This is a genomic window from Rhizobium leguminosarum, assembly GCF_001679785.1.
GTDB lineage: Bacteria > Pseudomonadota > Alphaproteobacteria > Rhizobiales > Rhizobiaceae > Rhizobium > Rhizobium leguminosarum_R.
This window is the reverse complement of sequence record NZ_CP016289.1, coordinates 467,119-484,086: the sequence shown is the minus strand read 5'-3', so window position 1 is coordinate 484,086 and position 16,968 is coordinate 467,119. Positions and strand designations below refer to the sequence as shown.

Annotated in this window: 17 protein-coding genes; 11 read left to right on the top strand and 6 right to left on the bottom strand. The window is 62.5% G+C overall.

Translation table 11 applies throughout. The features are described 5' to 3' along the window. Nucleotides 1-4 precede the first annotated feature (4 nt). The 10 genes from BA011_RS33805 (at nt 5) to BA011_RS33760 (ending at nt 10,215) form a co-directional block, all read left to right on the top strand. A complete protein-coding gene (locus BA011_RS33805; RefSeq protein WP_065284055.1) occupies nt 5-568 on the top strand; it encodes an A24 family peptidase in 564 nt (187 codons plus the stop codon). A gap of 5 nt (nt 569-573) precedes the next feature. After that, complete coding sequence (locus BA011_RS33800) at nt 574-1,371, top strand: TadE/TadG family type IV pilus assembly protein (RefSeq protein ID WP_065284054.1); 798 nt, start codon at nt 574-576, stop codon at nt 1,369-1,371. After that, nucleotides 1,368-3,008: a TadE/TadG family type IV pilus assembly protein gene (locus BA011_RS33795; protein ID WP_065284053.1), complete on the top strand. Its 1,641-nt coding sequence runs from the start codon at nt 1,368-1,370 to the stop codon at nt 3,006-3,008. The genes BA011_RS33800 and BA011_RS33795 overlap by 4 nt, the downstream gene beginning before the upstream one ends. After that, the gene (locus BA011_RS33790) at nt 2,980-3,660 is read left to right on the top strand and encodes a TadE/TadG family type IV pilus assembly protein (RefSeq protein WP_065284052.1); all 681 of its coding nucleotides are present in this window, start codon (nt 2,980-2,982) and stop codon (nt 3,658-3,660) included. The genes BA011_RS33795 and BA011_RS33790 overlap by 29 nt, the downstream gene beginning before the upstream one ends. A gap of 1 nt (nt 3,661) precedes the next feature. After that, nucleotides 3,662-4,588 carry a hypothetical protein gene (locus tag BA011_RS33785; protein WP_065284051.1) on the top strand — a complete coding sequence of 309 codons (927 nt, stop codon included), beginning with the start codon at nt 3,662-3,664 and terminating at the stop codon, nt 4,586-4,588. Beyond that, nucleotides 4,585-5,541: a Flp pilus assembly protein CpaB gene (gene cpaB / locus BA011_RS33780; RefSeq protein WP_065284050.1), complete on the top strand. Its 957-nt coding sequence runs from the start codon at nt 4,585-4,587 to the stop codon at nt 5,539-5,541. The genes BA011_RS33785 and cpaB overlap by 4 nt, the downstream gene beginning before the upstream one ends. Before the next feature lie 20 nt (nt 5,542-5,561). Beyond that, nucleotides 5,562-7,460: an ATPase, T2SS/T4P/T4SS family gene (locus tag BA011_RS33775; RefSeq protein ID WP_065284049.1), complete on the top strand. Its 1,899-nt coding sequence runs from the start codon at nt 5,562-5,564 to the stop codon at nt 7,458-7,460. 111 nt (nt 7,461-7,571) lie between these two features. Further along, the gene (locus BA011_RS33770; protein WP_065284048.1) at nt 7,572-8,435 is read left to right on the top strand and encodes a type II secretion system F family protein; all 864 of its coding nucleotides are present in this window, start codon (nt 7,572-7,574) and stop codon (nt 8,433-8,435) included. Beyond that, the gene (locus BA011_RS33765; RefSeq protein ID WP_065284047.1) at nt 8,432-9,337 is read left to right on the top strand and encodes a type II secretion system F family protein; all 906 of its coding nucleotides are present in this window, start codon (nt 8,432-8,434) and stop codon (nt 9,335-9,337) included. The genes BA011_RS33770 and BA011_RS33765 overlap by 4 nt, the downstream gene beginning before the upstream one ends. A 2-nt stretch (nt 9,338-9,339) precedes the next feature. Beyond that, complete coding sequence (locus BA011_RS33760; RefSeq protein ID WP_065284046.1) at nt 9,340-10,215, top strand: FHA domain-containing protein; 876 nt, start codon at nt 9,340-9,342, stop codon at nt 10,213-10,215. Between the two features lie 43 nt (nt 10,216-10,258). On the opposite strand, the gene BA011_RS33755 is transcribed toward BA011_RS33760, so the two are convergent. Continuing rightward, nucleotides 10,259-10,576: a hypothetical protein gene (locus tag BA011_RS33755; RefSeq protein WP_065284045.1), complete on the bottom strand. Its 318-nt coding sequence runs from the start codon at nt 10,574-10,576 to the stop codon at nt 10,259-10,261. Between the two features lie 165 nt (nt 10,577-10,741). Then, nucleotides 10,742-11,626, bottom strand: a complete 885-nt coding sequence (locus BA011_RS33750) for a LysR family transcriptional regulator (RefSeq protein ID WP_065284044.1) — start codon at nt 11,624-11,626, stop codon at nt 10,742-10,744. A 125-nt stretch (nt 11,627-11,751) separates the two neighbouring features. Here BA011_RS33750 and BA011_RS33745 point away from each other — a divergent pair, with 125 nt between their 5' ends. Beyond that, a complete protein-coding gene (locus BA011_RS33745; protein WP_065284043.1) occupies nt 11,752-11,937 on the top strand; it encodes a 4-oxalocrotonate tautomerase in 186 nt (61 codons plus the stop codon). Between the two features lie 396 nt (nt 11,938-12,333). Here BA011_RS33745 and BA011_RS33740 read toward each other — a convergent pair whose 3' ends face one another. The 4 genes from BA011_RS33740 to BA011_RS33725 form a co-directional block, all read right to left on the bottom strand. Beyond that, nucleotides 12,334-12,747, bottom strand: a complete 414-nt coding sequence (locus tag BA011_RS33740; protein WP_237352797.1) for a hypothetical protein — start codon at nt 12,745-12,747, stop codon at nt 12,334-12,336. 109 nt (nt 12,748-12,856) lie between these two features. Then, complete coding sequence (locus BA011_RS33735; RefSeq protein ID WP_065284041.1) at nt 12,857-13,168, bottom strand: DUF982 domain-containing protein; 312 nt, start codon at nt 13,166-13,168, stop codon at nt 12,857-12,859. Between the two features lie 167 nt (nt 13,169-13,335). After that, complete coding sequence (locus tag BA011_RS33730; RefSeq protein ID WP_065284178.1) at nt 13,336-15,741, bottom strand: protein kinase domain-containing protein; 2,406 nt, start codon at nt 15,739-15,741, stop codon at nt 13,336-13,338. Between the two features lie 41 nt (nt 15,742-15,782). Beyond that, a complete protein-coding gene (locus BA011_RS33725) occupies nt 15,783-16,964 on the bottom strand; it encodes a serpin family protein (RefSeq protein ID WP_065284040.1) in 1,182 nt (393 codons plus the stop codon). Nucleotides 16,965-16,968 lie beyond the last annotated feature (4 nt).

Sequence of the window (16,968 nt, the reverse complement as noted above, 5' to 3'; positions counted from 1 at the left end):
GATCATGGATACGACCTATGATCTGACCCTGATGCCAGCGGCGGCGGCTCTTGCCGTCGCCTGCACCATGATCGCGGCGGTGCTCGACCATCGCCACGGTCATATCCCGAACGCCGTTACCTATCCCTGCCTGCTTGGCGGGTTCATGTTGGCGGCAGTCAGCGGCGGTCTCGCAGGAGTAGGGCTTGCCTTCGCAGGCCTCCTTGCAGCCGGCCTGATCTTCATCATCGCCTTCGCAGCCGGAAGCTGCGGCGGCGGCGACGTCAAGCTGATGGCGGCGCTCGGCGCCATTCTCGGCCTCTGGCCCGCCATCGACGTCACCCTTGCATCGCTGATGGCCGGCGGCGTGATCGCCGTTTTCTCCATGGCGCGGCGCGTTCAGTGGAGCGTGCTGGCCCGAACGGTCGGACTGTTTGCGCTTCTCCTGCCTGCCGGTTTCCGCGATGCCGCTTTGGTGCTGAAGCCGCGCGAAACCCATCATACCGTCCGCTTCGGCGTTGCCGCTGCTCTCGGACTTCTCTGGTGCCTTTTCATGCCCGATTTCACCCCTCTTTCACTCGTGAGGTAACAGCAATGCGCGCTGAACTCGAACGCCCCATCTTCGACGGCGCCTTCTGGAGTTCGATCCTGCACTCGCGGACCTTCTGGGTCCCTCAGGATCACGGCGCGCTCCTCGGTACCTTTGCGATCGCCATGATGCTGCTTGCCTCGATGCTGCTGCTGCCGCGGCTTTCCGCCCGCCGGCGCCGGATATCGGAGCTGCACGGCGACATCTCCGGCAGCACGACGATGATGGATTTCGTTCTCGTGACACCGGTCTTCGTCTTCTTCATGTTCGTGGTCTTCCAGTTCACGATCCTGGCCAAGAACCACCTCTTCACCCACTATGCCGCCTATGCGGCGGCGCGCAGCGCCCGTGTCTATTTCTGCCCGGCCCTGCCGATCACCATCCGGAGCTTGATCGACGCCAGGACCTGCGACGACGATGCTGCCGCCGGCAAGGCCGATCTTGCCGCCCGCCTGGCGCTGATCCCGGCCGCACCCTACGACCAGCTGAAATGCGTCGGTGCCTGCCAGCCGCCGGAAGATGCGCTGAAAAGCCTTGCCGATGCCTCGGGCCTGTCGAAGAACTGGCGCGCGATGCGCAACCAGGCCCGCTACATGTTCGACCCGCAGAACGTCACCGTGACCGTCGAGCGCGCGCCGATGGCGCTCTATGCCGCCATCAACCGCTCGCCGCATGTGCCGGTCACCGCCAAGGTGGAAGCGCGCTTCCTGCTGCTCGAATATGCCGGCTGGGTCTTTGCCCGCGGCCAGAGGAAAGACGGCCGCTACTACACGATCTCGACGGCGGAGGTGAACCTGCTATGACATCGACCCTCATCAAGCGCCTGCACCGCGACGAACGCGGCTTCCTGTCGCCGATCATCCTCTACATGACGATCGCGCTCGCCCTGATGATCGTCTGGATCCTGAATACCGGACAGATGATCTACGACAAGCAGCGCACGCAGGACACGGCGGATGCCGCAGCGCTCGTCCATGCCGACTGGGAAGCCCGCTATCTCAACATCATGGCGATGAACAACGTCGCCTCCTCGCAGGCAACCGTCGTCATGGCGACCTCGGTCGCCTTCCAGCTGACGACGGCGGAACTGGCCCTGCGCTCGGCCGCCATTCTGGCAAAACTCGCCCAATATTCCTTCACCGAAGGCTTCGGGCCGGCATCCCTTTTGCCGCCGATGCCGCCGATGCCCCATTGCCCCGGCTGGCAGAAGGTCCCGATCGTCGGCGGCATCATCTACGGTGCTTGCCTGGCGTTCCAGGGGGTCCGGGCGATAGGAGCCACCAAAGCGCTTGCATATGTGGGCATCGCTCAACACAAATATGATCCGTGGGATCTCATCAATAAGTCCAGCGACATCATTGATGCCATGAACGATCTCAACGACTACCTCGTCGAGAGTTTTCCGCAGCGGGTCGGCAACGAAGCCCTGCATCTGGTGCGCCTGAACAAGTCGGATCATGTCGTCTTCCACCCGCCGTGCGAATCCTGCAACGACGCCGGAGAGGGCGCCGGCGGCAACCTGCCGGTCGATCGCGACGGCATCAATCCCGCTGCGGCCTATGCTGAAATGTGCCTGGCAATGAGCAAGGGCACGCAAGGGCAGGACCCGCTCCTCATGCGCGGCGAGTTTGCCAAGCGTGGCTTCCCCAACGGCAAGGGCCCGTTGACCGCAGGCGGCGCCGACGGCAGCCATATCCGCGACTGGGTCAACCACGAGAGCGGCATCGACGATGCTTTAGTGGACTTCTACATCTTTTATGAAGCTTTCGGCCCGGCCTATCTGAGCAAGGTCCCGTTCAAGGCGATCATCGAGCAATTTGGCGATCTCAGCTGGTGGCAGGAATTGCTGCTCGATGGCAGCTTCTATATCGCCGAGGAACTCTTCGGCATCGAGTTCGGCATCGTGAACCCCTTCCAGCTGCCTATCGACAAGCCACCGCGCTATTCCGACAAGCAGACAAAAGACGAGAACGATTTCACCCGCAAGTTCGACATGATCTGGAATCAGGTCTGCGGCCCAGCCGGTGGCGCGATTTCCGTGGCGGGTGCTCCCCTGCCTGTCATCTCCTTCCCGAAGCCTTACTGGCTGAAAGGACGCATACCGTTTAACTTCACGCCCTTCGGCGGCGAGCAGCTCGACGACTACCAGACGCTGGCGATCGTTTCCCGCGCCCCGCGCGCCAGGCTGCAGATCCGCATCTTCAAGGACAAGACGCCGTCCGCCTACGCCTTGGCGCAGAGCTGGGTCCACAACTACACGGCCTTCGACCTCTACACGCAGGACTGGCTGGCATCGCTTGCCCCCGCGACACTCGCCGACGATATCGGCCAAGTTTCCAACACCATCAAGCAAAGCCCGGCGGCCGATAGTTTTACCGGCCTGACCCGCGTCTTCGACCGAGGAGGAGCCAATGCCTGGGCTGCCGTCAACACACACTGAGCCTATGAGCGGTCCTCCCGGCCGCGGGCTGCTGATGCGGCTGCACCGCGATAGGCGCGGTCTCGCCTCGATTGAATTCGTGCTCGCTGCGCCGGTCATCCTGCTGATCGTGATTTTCGTCATCCATGCGAACAAGATTTCCACCAAGAAGGTCGGAACCATGGTGGCGATGCGCAACGCCGCCTTTGCCGAGGCGAATGGGCTGGATTGCACGTCGGATTTCTCGAACGTCTTTCCGATCCCGGCTCTGCCGGCCCTGCCGGGACGCGACGCCATGAGCTGCTCACGCACACCATCGCATGAAGGCGGCGGCGACCCTCAGCGCACCTTTGTCTGGGACGACGTACAGAAGACCTGGAAGAGCGACGGCCGCGATTTCGGCGACATGGTCGGCGACCTCGCCAATGAGAAGCCGCAGCTCGTCACCGCGACGGCCGATCGAGTCTACAAGTTCAGGGATTCCGACGATCTCGATACCATCAGGAGCCTCCGCTGGAAGGACGCGTTCACGGTGGATGACTCGACACTGTTTGCCTCCCACAACAACGATACCACGCGCCGAGGCTACGATCCGACCCTGCGCCGGGAAATCCGCGGCGTGGCCAGCGATTCTGGCGATCTGTTCGACGGCGTCTTTCCGGGAGCGAAATAAGATGAGACGGGGCCCGCGCATCTCCTTTCGTTTTGCCAGCCATCTCGCCGCTTTGGTGCTCGTCATCGGGCTTGCCGCCGCCGCGGCCACACCTGTTCGAGCCGAGATCTACAAGGATTTGAGGGTGACGCTGAATTCGATGCTGGCCGGCATCCTTGGCGCGCCGGAACGCGCGCCGCGCGATCTCGTCATCAACGGCCAGCCGCTTGAATTCACGCCCTATCAGAGCGATCGCAGCATTTCCGATATCACCGACGAGTGGCTGCGGGTGCTGGCCGTCAATACCCGGCCCGCCCTGCCGAAAAGCAACGACAAGGAAGAACTGACCGCCGTCATTGCCGCCAACATGCTGATCGTCCCGAAGACGAGCCGCATCCGCGACGATCTCGCCGTGGTGGTGCGATTCTTCGACGGCGACGGCGAGGCTGCCCTCGATTATCTCAGACGGCAGGACCCTGCAAATCCCTCGGCGAGAGCGCCCATCCCGGGCGTCACGATCATGATCCGCAGGCCGGCCGATGCGCCGATGACCGAGGTGCTGATGAGCCGCTTCGACGATGTTGCCTCGACGCTGCCGGCCTTTGCAGCACCTGCCGATGTCACCAAGCTGCCGCAGTCGCTGCGTCCGCCGGCCGGTGTCGAGGTGCTGAGCGATATCGGCGATCGCGACAAGGGCCACACGTCACGCACGGTCGTGTCGAAAGGCACGCTGTCGGCCGTGCGCTGGTCCGATCAGCGCGCCGATCTGCTTGCCCGCGATGGCTTCACCATCGAGACGCCGCCGGCGCAGCGGGGCGGGGTCACTGCCCTTTATGGCCGGCGCGGCAGCGTCGAGGCCAATGTTCTTTACACTCGCAGCAAAACCGACGGCCGAACCGTCGAGGTCATTCAAATCAGGCAACCCTTCGTAGGGGGAATAACACCATGAACTGGAAGCTCATCGCGGCTGTCATCGTCGGGCTCATCACCGGCGTTCTGCTCTACTTCTGGACCGAGAGCGTCAAGAACGAGCAGACGGCCTATGCCTTCATTCGGCTCCAGCCCGACAGGAAGGTCACGCGAGGACAGGCGATCACACCCGACATGCTTGCCGAGCCGGTGATGCTGCCGGAAAGCTTCGGGGCGCTCGCCAAACTCGCGGTGCCTGCCGCCAGCGCCTATCAGGAATGGCTGAAGGACAGGACGGCTGCGAGCGATATTCCGGCAGGCTCCGTGCTGCTCTTCCAGTATTTCGACGATACCGACGGCGGACGCCTTACGACGATGATCGCGCCGGGTAAGCGGGCGCTGACCCTTCCCGTCAACGCGGCCGCGGCCGTCGGCCATTTCGTCGAACCAGGCAGCTATGTCGATATCATCGGCACGGTCGACGAACCGGTCGAGCCCGTGGCGCCGGCCGCAGCGGCCCAACCGGGAGCGCCCGGCCAGCCCGCTGCCGTGCCAGGCCAGCCTGCCGTCCCTGGTCAGGCGCCGGCCACAGCAGGACAGCCGCAGGCTCCAGCCCAGCCGCAGTCGCCCGTCGAGCAGATGCTGAAGAACTATCTCACCCAGTATCCGGGCGCCGACGAGAACGATGTCAACGCCTACCGCAAACAGGCGCAGGATTATAAACTCGGCATAAGCTCGCGCACCCGCGTCGTCACCCGCACCTTCCTGCAGAATGTCAAAGTGCTGGCCGTCGGCGCGGCGACGACGGCGGAGGGCGCGGTCACCAAGGCCAACAGTACGTACAACAATGTGACCGTCGAAGTGACGCCGTCGGAAGCCGAAATGCTGATTTTTGCCATGGGCCAATCGAACGGCAGCCTGAACCTCGTGCTGCGCAATCCGGCCGACAATACCGTCGAGGACCTGCCGAGCATCAACTGGACGCGCATGTGACCGGCGCGGGGGAATGAGCCATGCTGTTGAAGATTTCCTATGAGGACGGCAGCGGTCGGGAGGTCATCCCGCTCTCGGCGAACGAGACCTATTTCGTCGGCGAAAGCAGCACGCTGACGCTGCCTGCCGGCGCGGGCGTCGTGCGCCTGCGCGGCAGCCACGTCTCCTCGCCGCAATTCGTGCTGCGGAAGTCGGGCCAGGGTTGGTCGGTGCAGCATCACGGCCGCAACCCGACGCGCGTCGACGATCAGCCGCTTCGGGCCGGCACGCCGGTCGCGGTATCGGCCGGCATGTCGATCTGGGTGCCGAACGTCACGATCGAGCTCGTCGAGCCGGCGGCGGTGGCCGAAGCGGTCACGCAGTTTCCCGACCAGGAACGTGTGCTCGCCCTGCAGATGGAAATCCACGAGCGCCTACTGAAGGACACGCAATATGACCGGCTGGTGAAATCTTCCGATTTCGGCCGCGAGGACACGCGAAACCGAATCCGCGAGCGCCTCGACATGTTCATCAAGGAGGCGCTCGACGCTGCACCGCAAGATCTCGTCATCCTTGTCATCAAGAACGCCGTCTATCGGTGGCTGGCCAAACGCATTGCCCGCACGGGGCGGCGCGACGCCTCGTCGAATGCCGCAAGCCTGTCGCGCGAGGAGCAGGACAATCGCCGCCTCTTCGACGTCGGCAAGGCGCTGATTTCGGCGCTGCAGCTCAAGCTGAACTTCGAATCCACCCGCTCGGACTTCGCCCAGCTCGATACGCGGTTCAGCGCCGCCTTCCAGTCCAGGCAGGCTCTTTTCAACGCCGGCGACCGTTACGAGATCGCCCATATGCACCTGCGCTCCAATATCGAGGAGCTGATGTATCGCTGGGGGACGATCTCCGAGCTGATGGATCTCGACGTCATCTCGGAAATCATGGTGACGCGCTACGACGAGATCTACGTCGAAAAATTCGGCCTGCTGGAGCGTTATCCCTTCGCCTTCGCCAATGAGCGGCAGCTGATGAAGGTGATCGAGCGCATCGCCGTCGATTCCAACCGCTCGATCAACGAGAGCGAGGCGATGGCCGACTTCCGCATGCCGGATGGCTCGCGCGTCAACGCCGTCATTCCGCCGCTGGCGGTCAAGGGCGCTTGTCTGACCATCCGCAAGTTCGGCGGCAAGTCGCGGCTCGATATCAGCAAGCTGGTCACCGCCGGCGCGCTCAGCGAGCCGATGCGCGCCTTCCTCGAGGCGGCGGTTCGTTCACGCAAGAACATCGTTGTCTCAGGCGGCACAGGCTCCGGCAAGACGACGCTCTTGAACAGCCTGTCGCAATTCATCCCGGTCGGCGAGCGCGTCGTTGCCGTCGAGGACACGTCCGAACTGCAGCTCGACGGCATCCATGTCGTCTATCTGCAATCGCGGCCGAAGACGGCAGAGTCCGAGACCAGCGTGACCATCCGCGACCTCGTGCGCAACGCGCTGCGCATGCGTCCCGACCGCATCATCGTTGGCGAATGCCGTGGTGCGGAGGCGATCGACATGCTCCAGGCGATGAACACCGGCCATGCCGGCTCGATGACGACGGCGCACGCGAACACGCCGCAGGACATGATGACCCGCCTGGAGGTGATGGTGCTGCAGGGCCAGAGTTCGCTGCCTGTCATGGCGATCCGCCAGCAGATCGTTGCCGCCGTCGAGCTCGTCGTGCAGCTCAACCGCCTGGCGAATGGCCGGCGTGCCGTCACCGAGATATCAGAGGTGATAGGCATCGATCCAGATACCGGCCTCATCATCGTCGAGCCGATCTTCAATCTCGTCGGCCGCGCCGGCGGCCAGGCCGTGCATGCCTTCACCGGCTACCTGCCGAGCTTCGTCGCCGAGCTCGTCGAGTTCAACGACGACGGCGAGATCGAAAAACTGGACATGTTCGTCTAGAGCGGTTCAGGTTTTCGCGGAAGCGCAGAACCGCTCTAAGTTTTTGTTTTTACGCAATTCCCCGGCAAAAGCGCTGCGCACTTTTGCTGGAATTGCTCTGAGGGGGAAGCCATGGATATCAGCATTCTGCAGATTTTTACGGTCGCCCTCGGCGCTGTGACGGCGGGATTGCTCGTCTGGGGCGCGCCGGTGCGCTGGCCGGCGCCGCTGCTGCGCGCCACCGAACGTGACATTGCGCTCGCCAGCGAGGCGGCGCAGGTCTTCGGGCGCGATGCCGTTCCGCCCTATACGATGATCCTCGCCTACGGCATCACGGCGATCGTCGTCTTCATCGTGATCTCGCTGATCTTCGGGCCGATCTTCGGCTTCGTCATCGCAATCCCGGTCGCCACCTTCCTGCCCAAGGGCGTGATCCGTTATTATCTGCAGCGCCGCTGGCTGCAGATCGAATCGCAGCTTCCCTATGCCGTCGACCAGATCGTCTCGGCCGTGCGCACCGGCAAGCCGCTCGCCATCGCCGTCAATGCGGTGGCCGATACCGGCCAGATGCCGGCCTCGCGGGAGTTCGAGCGCATTGCCCGCGAACAGAAGCTCGGCATCGGCCTGGTCGAGGCGCTCGACCGCCACGGCCGCAACGTGCCGAGCCTGCATTTCAAGATGGTTGACGCAGCCCTCGGTCTCTTTGCCCGCCAGGGCGGTGACATTTCCGAGCCGCTGACGGAAATGTCGAAATCCTTCAAGGAAATCTGGAAGCTCGATCAGAAGATCACCACCTCGTCGTCGCAGGCGCGCATGAACTTCCGCGTCGTCAACGGCGGCGCGCTGTTCATGATCCTGATGATCTTCTTCGGCCAGCCGGAACTGATCGACAAGGTGTTCGGCAACGCCATCGGCATCGTCATCGCGATCGTCGGCGCCATCCTCTATGCGACCGGTTTCTTCTGGATGCGCTCGATGATGAAGGTGTCGGTATGATGTCTCAGATACCCCTCGCCCCGATCGCCATCACCTTTGCCGGCATTACCGCTGCGCTGTTCGTCTGGTGGATCGGCGATATGCTCGGCAGTATCCAGGTGGTGCGCCGGACCGCGGGCGGCGATGGTCCGCCGCCCAATATCGTCGACAGCGTCGGCATGCGCACGCCGGTCGAATTCGTGCTAACGCATTTCGAGCCGCTGCTTGCCGATTACGGCGCGCAGCTCGAGCAGAAGCTGATCTATGGCGGCCGGCCCTTCGGCGGCGTCACGGGGCGGGAATATATTGCGCTTCTCGTCGTTTTGAGCCTTTTCGGTTTCATCGTGCTCGGCGTGCTGTTCGGCATCGCCAGCGGCAGCGTCATCGGCGGGCTTGTGGCCGGGCTGATCCTCGGCCTGATCCCCGCCATCTATTTCTGGGTCGTCGCCGACGACAAGGCGCAGGACCGCAAGGAACGCATCTCGCGCGAATTTCCCTACTTTCTCGATCTCGTCGTCATGACGCAGCAGGCGCAGGCGACGCTGCCGGAAAGCCTGAGGCTTTATGCCGAAGCGGCACCCGGCACCGTCATGAGCGAGGAGATCGAACAGACGCTGAAGGACGTGGCGCTCGGCACCGGCATGATCGAGGCGCTGCAGCGCCTGGAGCGCCGCATGACCGCCGAGGAAGTCGTGCGCGTCATCCGCGCCGTGATCCAGGGCGAAGTCGAGGGCAGCAACCGCGTCGAGCTGTTGCGCGAACATGCGCGCGACCTGCGCTTCCGCCGCTGGGAAAAGGCCGACAGGGCCAGTGAAAAGCTGAAAGCCAAGATCGTCATGCCGGCGATGATGATCGTCGTGTCGATCCTGCTTCTGGTGCTGGCGCCTGCAATTGTCGAGATGATGTCGAGTGGGATGTTCTGATCATGGTCTTTTCCTTCTTTCGTGGAAACAAGCCTAGCCTTCTGCAGACCGGTCCCGGCGGCCAGAGCCGCAGCCATGTGCTCGACCGGCCGGAAATGTCGATCGGCCGGGCGGGCAATGCCGATATCGTCGTCGACGATCCGTTCCTGGCGCCGATCCATGCGCGCATCGAGCGGCAGAGCGACGGCGGCTTCATCATTCGCCGCATGGGGCTGAACCCGATCATGCTGCGCGGCGAAGCGCTGTTGCAGACGGCCTCGCTGAAAGCCGGCGACAGCTTCCGTCTCGGCAAGGACGTCGAATTCCAATTCGTCGTCAAGGCCGCCGCCAAGGAAGCGCCGAAGAAGGAGGCCTCCAAGGCGGGTGACGACAAGCCGAAGAAGTCGCTCCTCAAACAGCCGGCCTTCCTGGCCGGCATGGGTGTCGCCTATCTCGCCATCGTCGGCATCATCGGCTACGTGATCCTCTCCGACAGCGGCAGCGCGGAGGGTGGCCCGACGGCGGAACGCATCAATGCGGAGGCCGCCCGCATTCCGACATGCATCAAGAATGCCCGGCGCATGCGCCAGGTTTCGGAGGCCAGCTTCAACGGCGCCGTCGGCGGCCGTGTCGGCAGGGATGGCGACGCAACCTATGCCGCCCTTTCGCTGGCGACCGAACCATCGGATGATGCCGCGCTGGCCAAGGCCGCCGAGCCGATCGTCGAGGCCTACAAACGCACGGCGCTCGCGGCCCTCGCCTCGGAAAACCGCGGCAACAATACGCTGGCGCAGACCCTCTACCAGCAGACCTACGATCTCGTTCCCGACGTCAACTGCTCAGCGGCGCGTTTCGCGCTGCAGCGGCGGGCTGCGGTGAAGCCGGTCGCTAGACGGTGATCGCCGGTTTGATGGGCATTTGACCGGAAGGAGTGGTTCGAACCTAATGAGACGCTCTCTCACCAAACAATAAGCCCAGCAATAGAAGGGAGCCGAAGGATAAAGCGCAACCTGTCTGGGCGATGGCGGCTGCCTTGCGCAATGAACGAAACTCCTCGGCGACGTAGTACCTGTCGAAGCGGCTGCGCTTGCGTGCTTGCCGTTCCCGCCAACTGAGGCCCTGATCTTCCGGCTTATCTACCAGGCAGTCGGTCTCATAGAGCACCCTGATTATCACCCAGAAAGCGACGGCGAAGCTCACGGCAAATACACCGAAGCAGGTAAAAGATATCAACTTCACGACGAGCGGTTGACCGACCATTCCCAGCACACCCCATGCATATAAGTGCGTATACCTGGAGGATCAGCCGTCAGAACAAATCTGTCAATTTCGCTCGCCACGCACTGCGACTTTTAACTTTGGCTAATTCGTCGGTCTTAGAGCACAAGGATAACCGCACGGCGATGTCCGCTCGGCCTCATGACCTTAGCCAAACCGTTCCACCAGGAAATCGATCACCGTCCGCAACATCGCTGTCGGCCGACGGTTCGGGGCATAGATGAGGGACATCGGTACAGGCTTGTAGGACCATTCCGGCAGCACCTGCTCGAGCCGTCCTTCGGCGATATCGGCGGCGAGCAGCAGTTCCGGCTGAAGCGCAATTCCCGCGCCGCTGAGTGCTGCCATGCGCAACGCCGCTCCCTGGTTGGTCGAGAATTTTCCGGAAATCAACACATCGCGCATTTCGCCTCCCGGTCCGACCAGGTGCCAGCGATCCTGCATGCGCCAATAGGAGTGGCCGAGGCAGAGATGGTTCGTCAGAGCCTCCGGCGTGGCCGGCCGGCCATGGCGGGCAAGATAGTCCGGCGAGGCAGCGAGAACCCGCCGGTAGGGCGTGAGCGGGCGGGCGACGAGGCTGCTGTCCGAGAGCGGACCGATGTGGATACCGAGCTCGAACCCCTCGCCGACGAGGTCATGGACGTTGTTGTCGAGCGATAGCTCGATGCTGACGTGGGGATAGGTGTTCTGGTAATCGATCAGCGCCGGCACCAGGACCTGCGTCCCGAAGCTGACCGGCGCAACCACTCGAAGTCGGCCGCGCGGCGCCGATTGCAGCTCGCTCGCCGAAGCCTCGGCCAGCGCCACTTCGGAAAGCGCACGTTTGCAGCGCTCGTAATAGAGCTGGCCAACCTCTGTCAGCTGATGGCGTCGCGTGGTGCGATGGATCAGCTTCGCCCCGAGCCGGGTCTCAATCGTCTTGATGTGCTTGGCAACCATGGCAGGCGACACTTGTGCGATCTCTGCGGCTGCCGCGAAACTGCCATTGTCGATGACCCTGACGAACATCGCCATGCCGGCCAGCTTGTCCACGATTGCCTACCTGTTGGTTTCGAATGACGATACCGGGAGCTTATTTATCAACCAGGGAATTTACAACATGGTCGTCATGCCCGCGCCAAGACGACGGACAGCACCAACCTGACCAAGGAGACACCATGCCCATTCTTCACCTGCAGATGCATCCCGGCCGCACCGACGATCAGAAACGCGCCTTCGCGCGCGAAGCGACCAAGGCCGCCGTCGAAACCCTGGCGTGCCCGCCGGAATCGCTGGAAATCCTGATAACGGAGATCGCCAAGGATTCCTGGGCGGTCGGCGGCAAGCTGAAATCCGAGGGCTGAGAGACGGCCCGCGGCGACTAAGGCTCGAGCTGCGGGACGCCGCCGCCATGGTATTGGAGAGGGAGCCGGCACGCGGCTCCCTCTGACCGGGGCGGGCGGCTGGGCGTAGACACAATTAAAAGCGACCAGCGAATGAACGCGCACTAAAAGCGAGCAGGGAAAACCCGCCATCACGTCGACGTTGTTTCGTGTGGCTGCCCCGACGAGAATTGCGGCGCGTTTCATGTTCTTCGGACGGAGCGCCGCCTTCCCACAATCGCTGAAGCCGAGGCCACGCTGGTTGCGCACCGACGCACCCGAAAAACTCGCGACGAGTAAATCGACGGAAACACGACAGCCGGCGCAAAGGCAGGACAACCTTCGGCCCATCGCGGACGTCGACTTCAGCATAAATGGTCATGCTTCTGTTTCGGTTGCAATGACGGTGAACACTGGTTTTGCTGGGGTCACGACGTCCATGCATGTGTTGCCGGTAATGAAGCGATAATGGCAAGTCGGACCGACTTGGATGCCAACCACCGTTTTCCAAGTTTCAGATTGGGACGTGTCGAACGTCGCTCCTTCAACGCGGTATGCGAAATGCTCACTAACTAATCCCTCGTCAGGGTCATCCTCGTGCTCTGTGCTCAGCGGAAACTCATCCACAATTCGCACAATGCAGGGGCCATCAAACGTAATCCTCAACAGATGCTCGGGATCATCGACGTAGAAACTTGCTTCGACGCATTGGCCAGTCCGCCAGCTAAAGGAACGAAGGTCGCTTGCAGTGGCGCGGATGGAAACGCCAACGTCTAAGGGAATGTACTTCATGAAAATGCTGCTCGTATCGAGTGCCGTCGCAGTGACATAGCAACGCAAAGTGATGACCGCAATTGGCGCAAACGTGACGTCGAAAGGCGGTTAGCCCTCGAAATTCGGACTATCTTTGCGCGCTTGACGGAAGGTCCGGTCGTTGCTCTCCCATTCCCTGCCGGACGAGCGATAGAGCAGCGATACCTGCCTCATCGGCCGCACGCAGAAGCGCTTCCCGGAATTGTTCCGGGGCAATCTTCCCGCTCAATGCGTCGACGCAGGCTTTGACGGCGGCAACATATTCCTCACCGTCATCGCAAGGCCAGTCGTTGATCAGGAGACGCGCCGCGTCGCCCAGCGTCCATACGATCTTGCGAGATGCCGGGCCTCGCAAAGCAAACCCAACCGGCGTGAATGCTGATGATGTGTTCCAGCACATTGTCCTCGACCCCTCAAGGCACGGATACTGCAGTCCCCAGTTCAATATACGCGCGTATTTTGTAATTTGGAATTGAAATTTGTCGAATAATACGGCTTGAACGCGAGCTGTCGAATGAAGCAGAACGGCGCACGCGCTCCCCTATTCTATCCCCAGTTTCGCCGCGCTCACCGCAATTCGGCGGTGACGCGAAAGATGCCGCCGGCCGACGCATCCGAGCAGACCACGAAGGTCGAGCCCTCCTGCGCCATGAAGGCGACATTGCCGCCGGCTTCGCAGGGGGTGGCGCTCCATTGCAGGATGATATCGCCGTTATCGGGCAGTTTTTCCGGCGGGATCTTCGCCGCACTTGCCATCCATTCCGTCGCCGACGGCAGATGGACGGGCGCGTTCAGCTGCTTCGACAGCCAGGCCGTATAGTTCTGCGCCACGGCAAGCGGCACGTCGTCGGCCGGCTGCTCAGGATTGTCGGCATAGGCCTGTGCTGCGGCGGGATCGGCATTGGCGGTGTAATATTCCGCCATCTCCGCCCGGGTGACGGCCTTCGTCTGCATGCAGAAGGATTTGTCGATCTTCACGGCGCCATTGGCAACGCCGAGCATGCCGCCGAGCTCCTTCATCGACGAGGTCATCAGCCGGACATTGTCAAGCGAATAACTGCCCGCCGGCACGGTCTCGAAGGCAAGGGTCTGCGAAACGGGGCAGAAGCCGCGCGCCGACAGTGCCTCTAGATCGGCAAGGATCGGCTGGTAGGCAACGATGGCGAGCTTGTAGGCTTCCGCGGTGTAGCGGCCGTCGGCCTCGCCGATCTTCGGGGCGAGCGCCGCAAGCGTCGGATCGGCAGCACCGGCGCGGGTCGCGATCGAGGCGCTGAGATCGGTGACTTTCTGTTTCAGCGCCGTCGCCTCATCCTTCGCCGCCATGACATCGGCGATAACGGCGTCGAACAGTTTGGCGGCGTCGCCGTAGCCTGATGTCGCGGCCGGCATCTGCCATTGTTCGGCCTTGGCCTTGGCCTCGGTCATCAGCCCGCTCGCCTTGGCGACATCGGGGCTATCGCCGGCGCCGATGCGATTGACGGTTTCGCGTTTTGCCGCCGCGTCCTTTTCGGCGGCTGCCAGCGCGGTGAGCGCCTTGGCGAGATCGTCAAACGTCGTTTTCGACTCGTCGTAGGCGCCGACCGCGGCATGCATCTGCTTTGCGGTGGCGGCGTCGGCGGCGGTCTTCATCTTGGCGTCGGCCTCGGTAAAACCTGGCGCCTTGTCGCCGCCTGCGGCCGAAGCGGCAGCTTTCGCCTTCTCGGCATTCTCTTTCGAGATGCCGATCAGCGCATTGCCGAGATTGATGGCGGCCGTCTGGAAGCCCGGAAGCGCCTTTTCGTAATCTTCGTCCTTGAGCAGCGCATCGGCCGATGTCAGCGCCGAGGCGCCTGTGTCGTAGGAGAGCTTTGCCTGGTCACCGGAAGGGCGCTCCGGCGCTTTGGCGGCGATCGCCTTCTGCTTGCGGCTTTCGGCCTCCTTCTTCCAGGTGCCGACATCGGCGACGAGTTTCGGATCCGGGCGGAGCAGCTTCGGGATGGTAACGGCACCGACGCCGATGCAGATCAAGAGCAGCGCGGCGATCATGGAGATTTTGACCGGCGTCCATTTTTTCGGCTTCGGGGCGTCCTGCTGCTGCGGCATGCCGCCGCGCGGATCCCAGGACATTGGCTGAATGCCTGTCGTCACGCGTGCGAATTCTCCCAGCGCATCGGCGCCCGTGCGCGGTCGCGCGCTCGGGTCGCGGCTCAACATCCTTTCCACCAGGCTTGCGAGACCCTCGGGAAAGCCTGGGATCAGCACGTCGAGGCGGGGAAAGACGTTGGAAGGGTCGAGATGGATGTTCTTCCAGCTCTGCTCGCGCTGGTGCTCGTCTTCCCAGACCATGACGCTGTCGAAGACGCTGGCATAGGTCTGCCGCGGCAGGAAGAGCTTGTAGGCGATCATGCCCATGGCGTAGATGTCGAGAGCCGATGAGGCGGAAAAAGTACCGCTGGCATAGATTTCCGGCGCGCCGAATTCCGGCACATAGGGCGGGATGATGTGTTCGCCGATTTTCGAGATCAGGTGCAGGTTGCCGATCCTGACCGACAGGCCGGAATAGTCCTCGGAGACATAGATGCACTGGTCCGTCAGCGCATTGTGGGCGTAACCCGCGCCATGCAGCGTCGCCAGGCCCTCGAGGATGTGGCGGCCGATCTCGACGGCGCGTTCGTAAGCTACCATTTCAGTTTCGTCGAGATATTGGTGCAGCGTTTTCGACGGCCGCTTCTCGACGATATAAAAATTGTCGTCTTCCGGCGACGGCGGAATGAGGTCCTCGATTTCGACGAAGCGCCGCGCCGTCAGCGATTTGGCCTCGTTGATGGAGGTCCAGACCCGCTCGAAACGAGCCTTGTCCAGTTTCAGCGCCATATCGGGCGCGACGATGAAGACCGCATGGTCCATCCGCTTGTCCTGGGCCGGATAGACGATGAACTCGTTTTCATAGACCGGCTCGCCGATCGTGTAGCGGGCGATCAGATCACTTCTCATGCACTTGTCCCCTGCATTCATTGCATTCATGAAACCGAATTCTATTCGCCTGCCAGCAATGGATCGCCGACAAGGCCTGCGGCCAGCAGCAGGCCGGTTCTTGTATCGCGAAGCGCGAAGGCAAAACGGGCATCGGCCACGACGCGAACAAGCTTCGGATCGATGCTGCGTTCCGTGATAACAGCCGTGGCTGCTGCCGCCTCCGTGCCGTTTTCGTCAACCTTGATCATCGTCTTCTGAAGGACGCGCGCCAGGCTGATGTTTTCCTTGGTGAAACCCGGGAAACCCGCATCCTTGGCCTTCTCGGGCGCCACTCCCATCGCATTGAGTATCGGCATCAAATCACGCCCGTCGTTCAGGGAAAAGCGGGGCAGGAAGATTTCGCCCTTGGCGGCTTCGAATTTTTCCCCTTGCAGCCAGGAAGTGAGCGCCTTCAGGTCCGCGCCGCCGACACCCTTGCCGGAGCGCGCCGCCACCACGACCATGCTGTAGCTCTCGCCGGCATAGGCAAGGTCGACGGCGGTGAATTTCTCGTCGGAGCGGAATTTCTGCCCATCGCCGGCAAGATGCATCATCGGCACCGAAATCGTCGAGCCATCCGGCCGCTGAAAGGGGCTTGCCGGGCTCTCCCTATCGAAGGAGGTTTTCCAACGCGCCTTGAAGGAAAGCGCGCCGAGGCTGACGAAGCCGCCGCCGGGCGGTGCGTCCAGGATCACAGGAATGGCGCCCCGCGTCGCTTGTTTGACCCAGCCGTTGATGTGCTCGACCGATTTCGGCCCGTCGAGATCCTCGATCGAAGGTTTGATGCGGTGGCCGGCGAGCATGGAGAGCGCATCGGGGACGAGCACCAGCTTGTCATCGAAGACGATCGCGACCGCCGTCGTCAACGGCGCATCCGCCGCTGCCGGCTTTTCCTGATACATCGCGTCGAGCACCGTCTCCGGTCCCTTCACCTCGCCGCCGAAGCCGAGGCCCTTGGCGATCGAGGCCTTGCCTTGCTCGGAGGCGCCGAGGGCGGCAAGACCGAGTGCTGCGGCAAGGCTTGCCGGCGACACCATGATATTGGCAGCACCTTCCTTTGCCAGCGTACGGTCGATCAGTTCGGCCGCAAGCTCGGCTTGCGCTGCAAGCATCGCCTTGCTGTCGCCGGAGTTGCCGGCATGAGCCGGCGCAAGCGTCATCAGGGAAGCGGCGAGACCCGCCAGCAGAATGGATTTCGGCATAGTT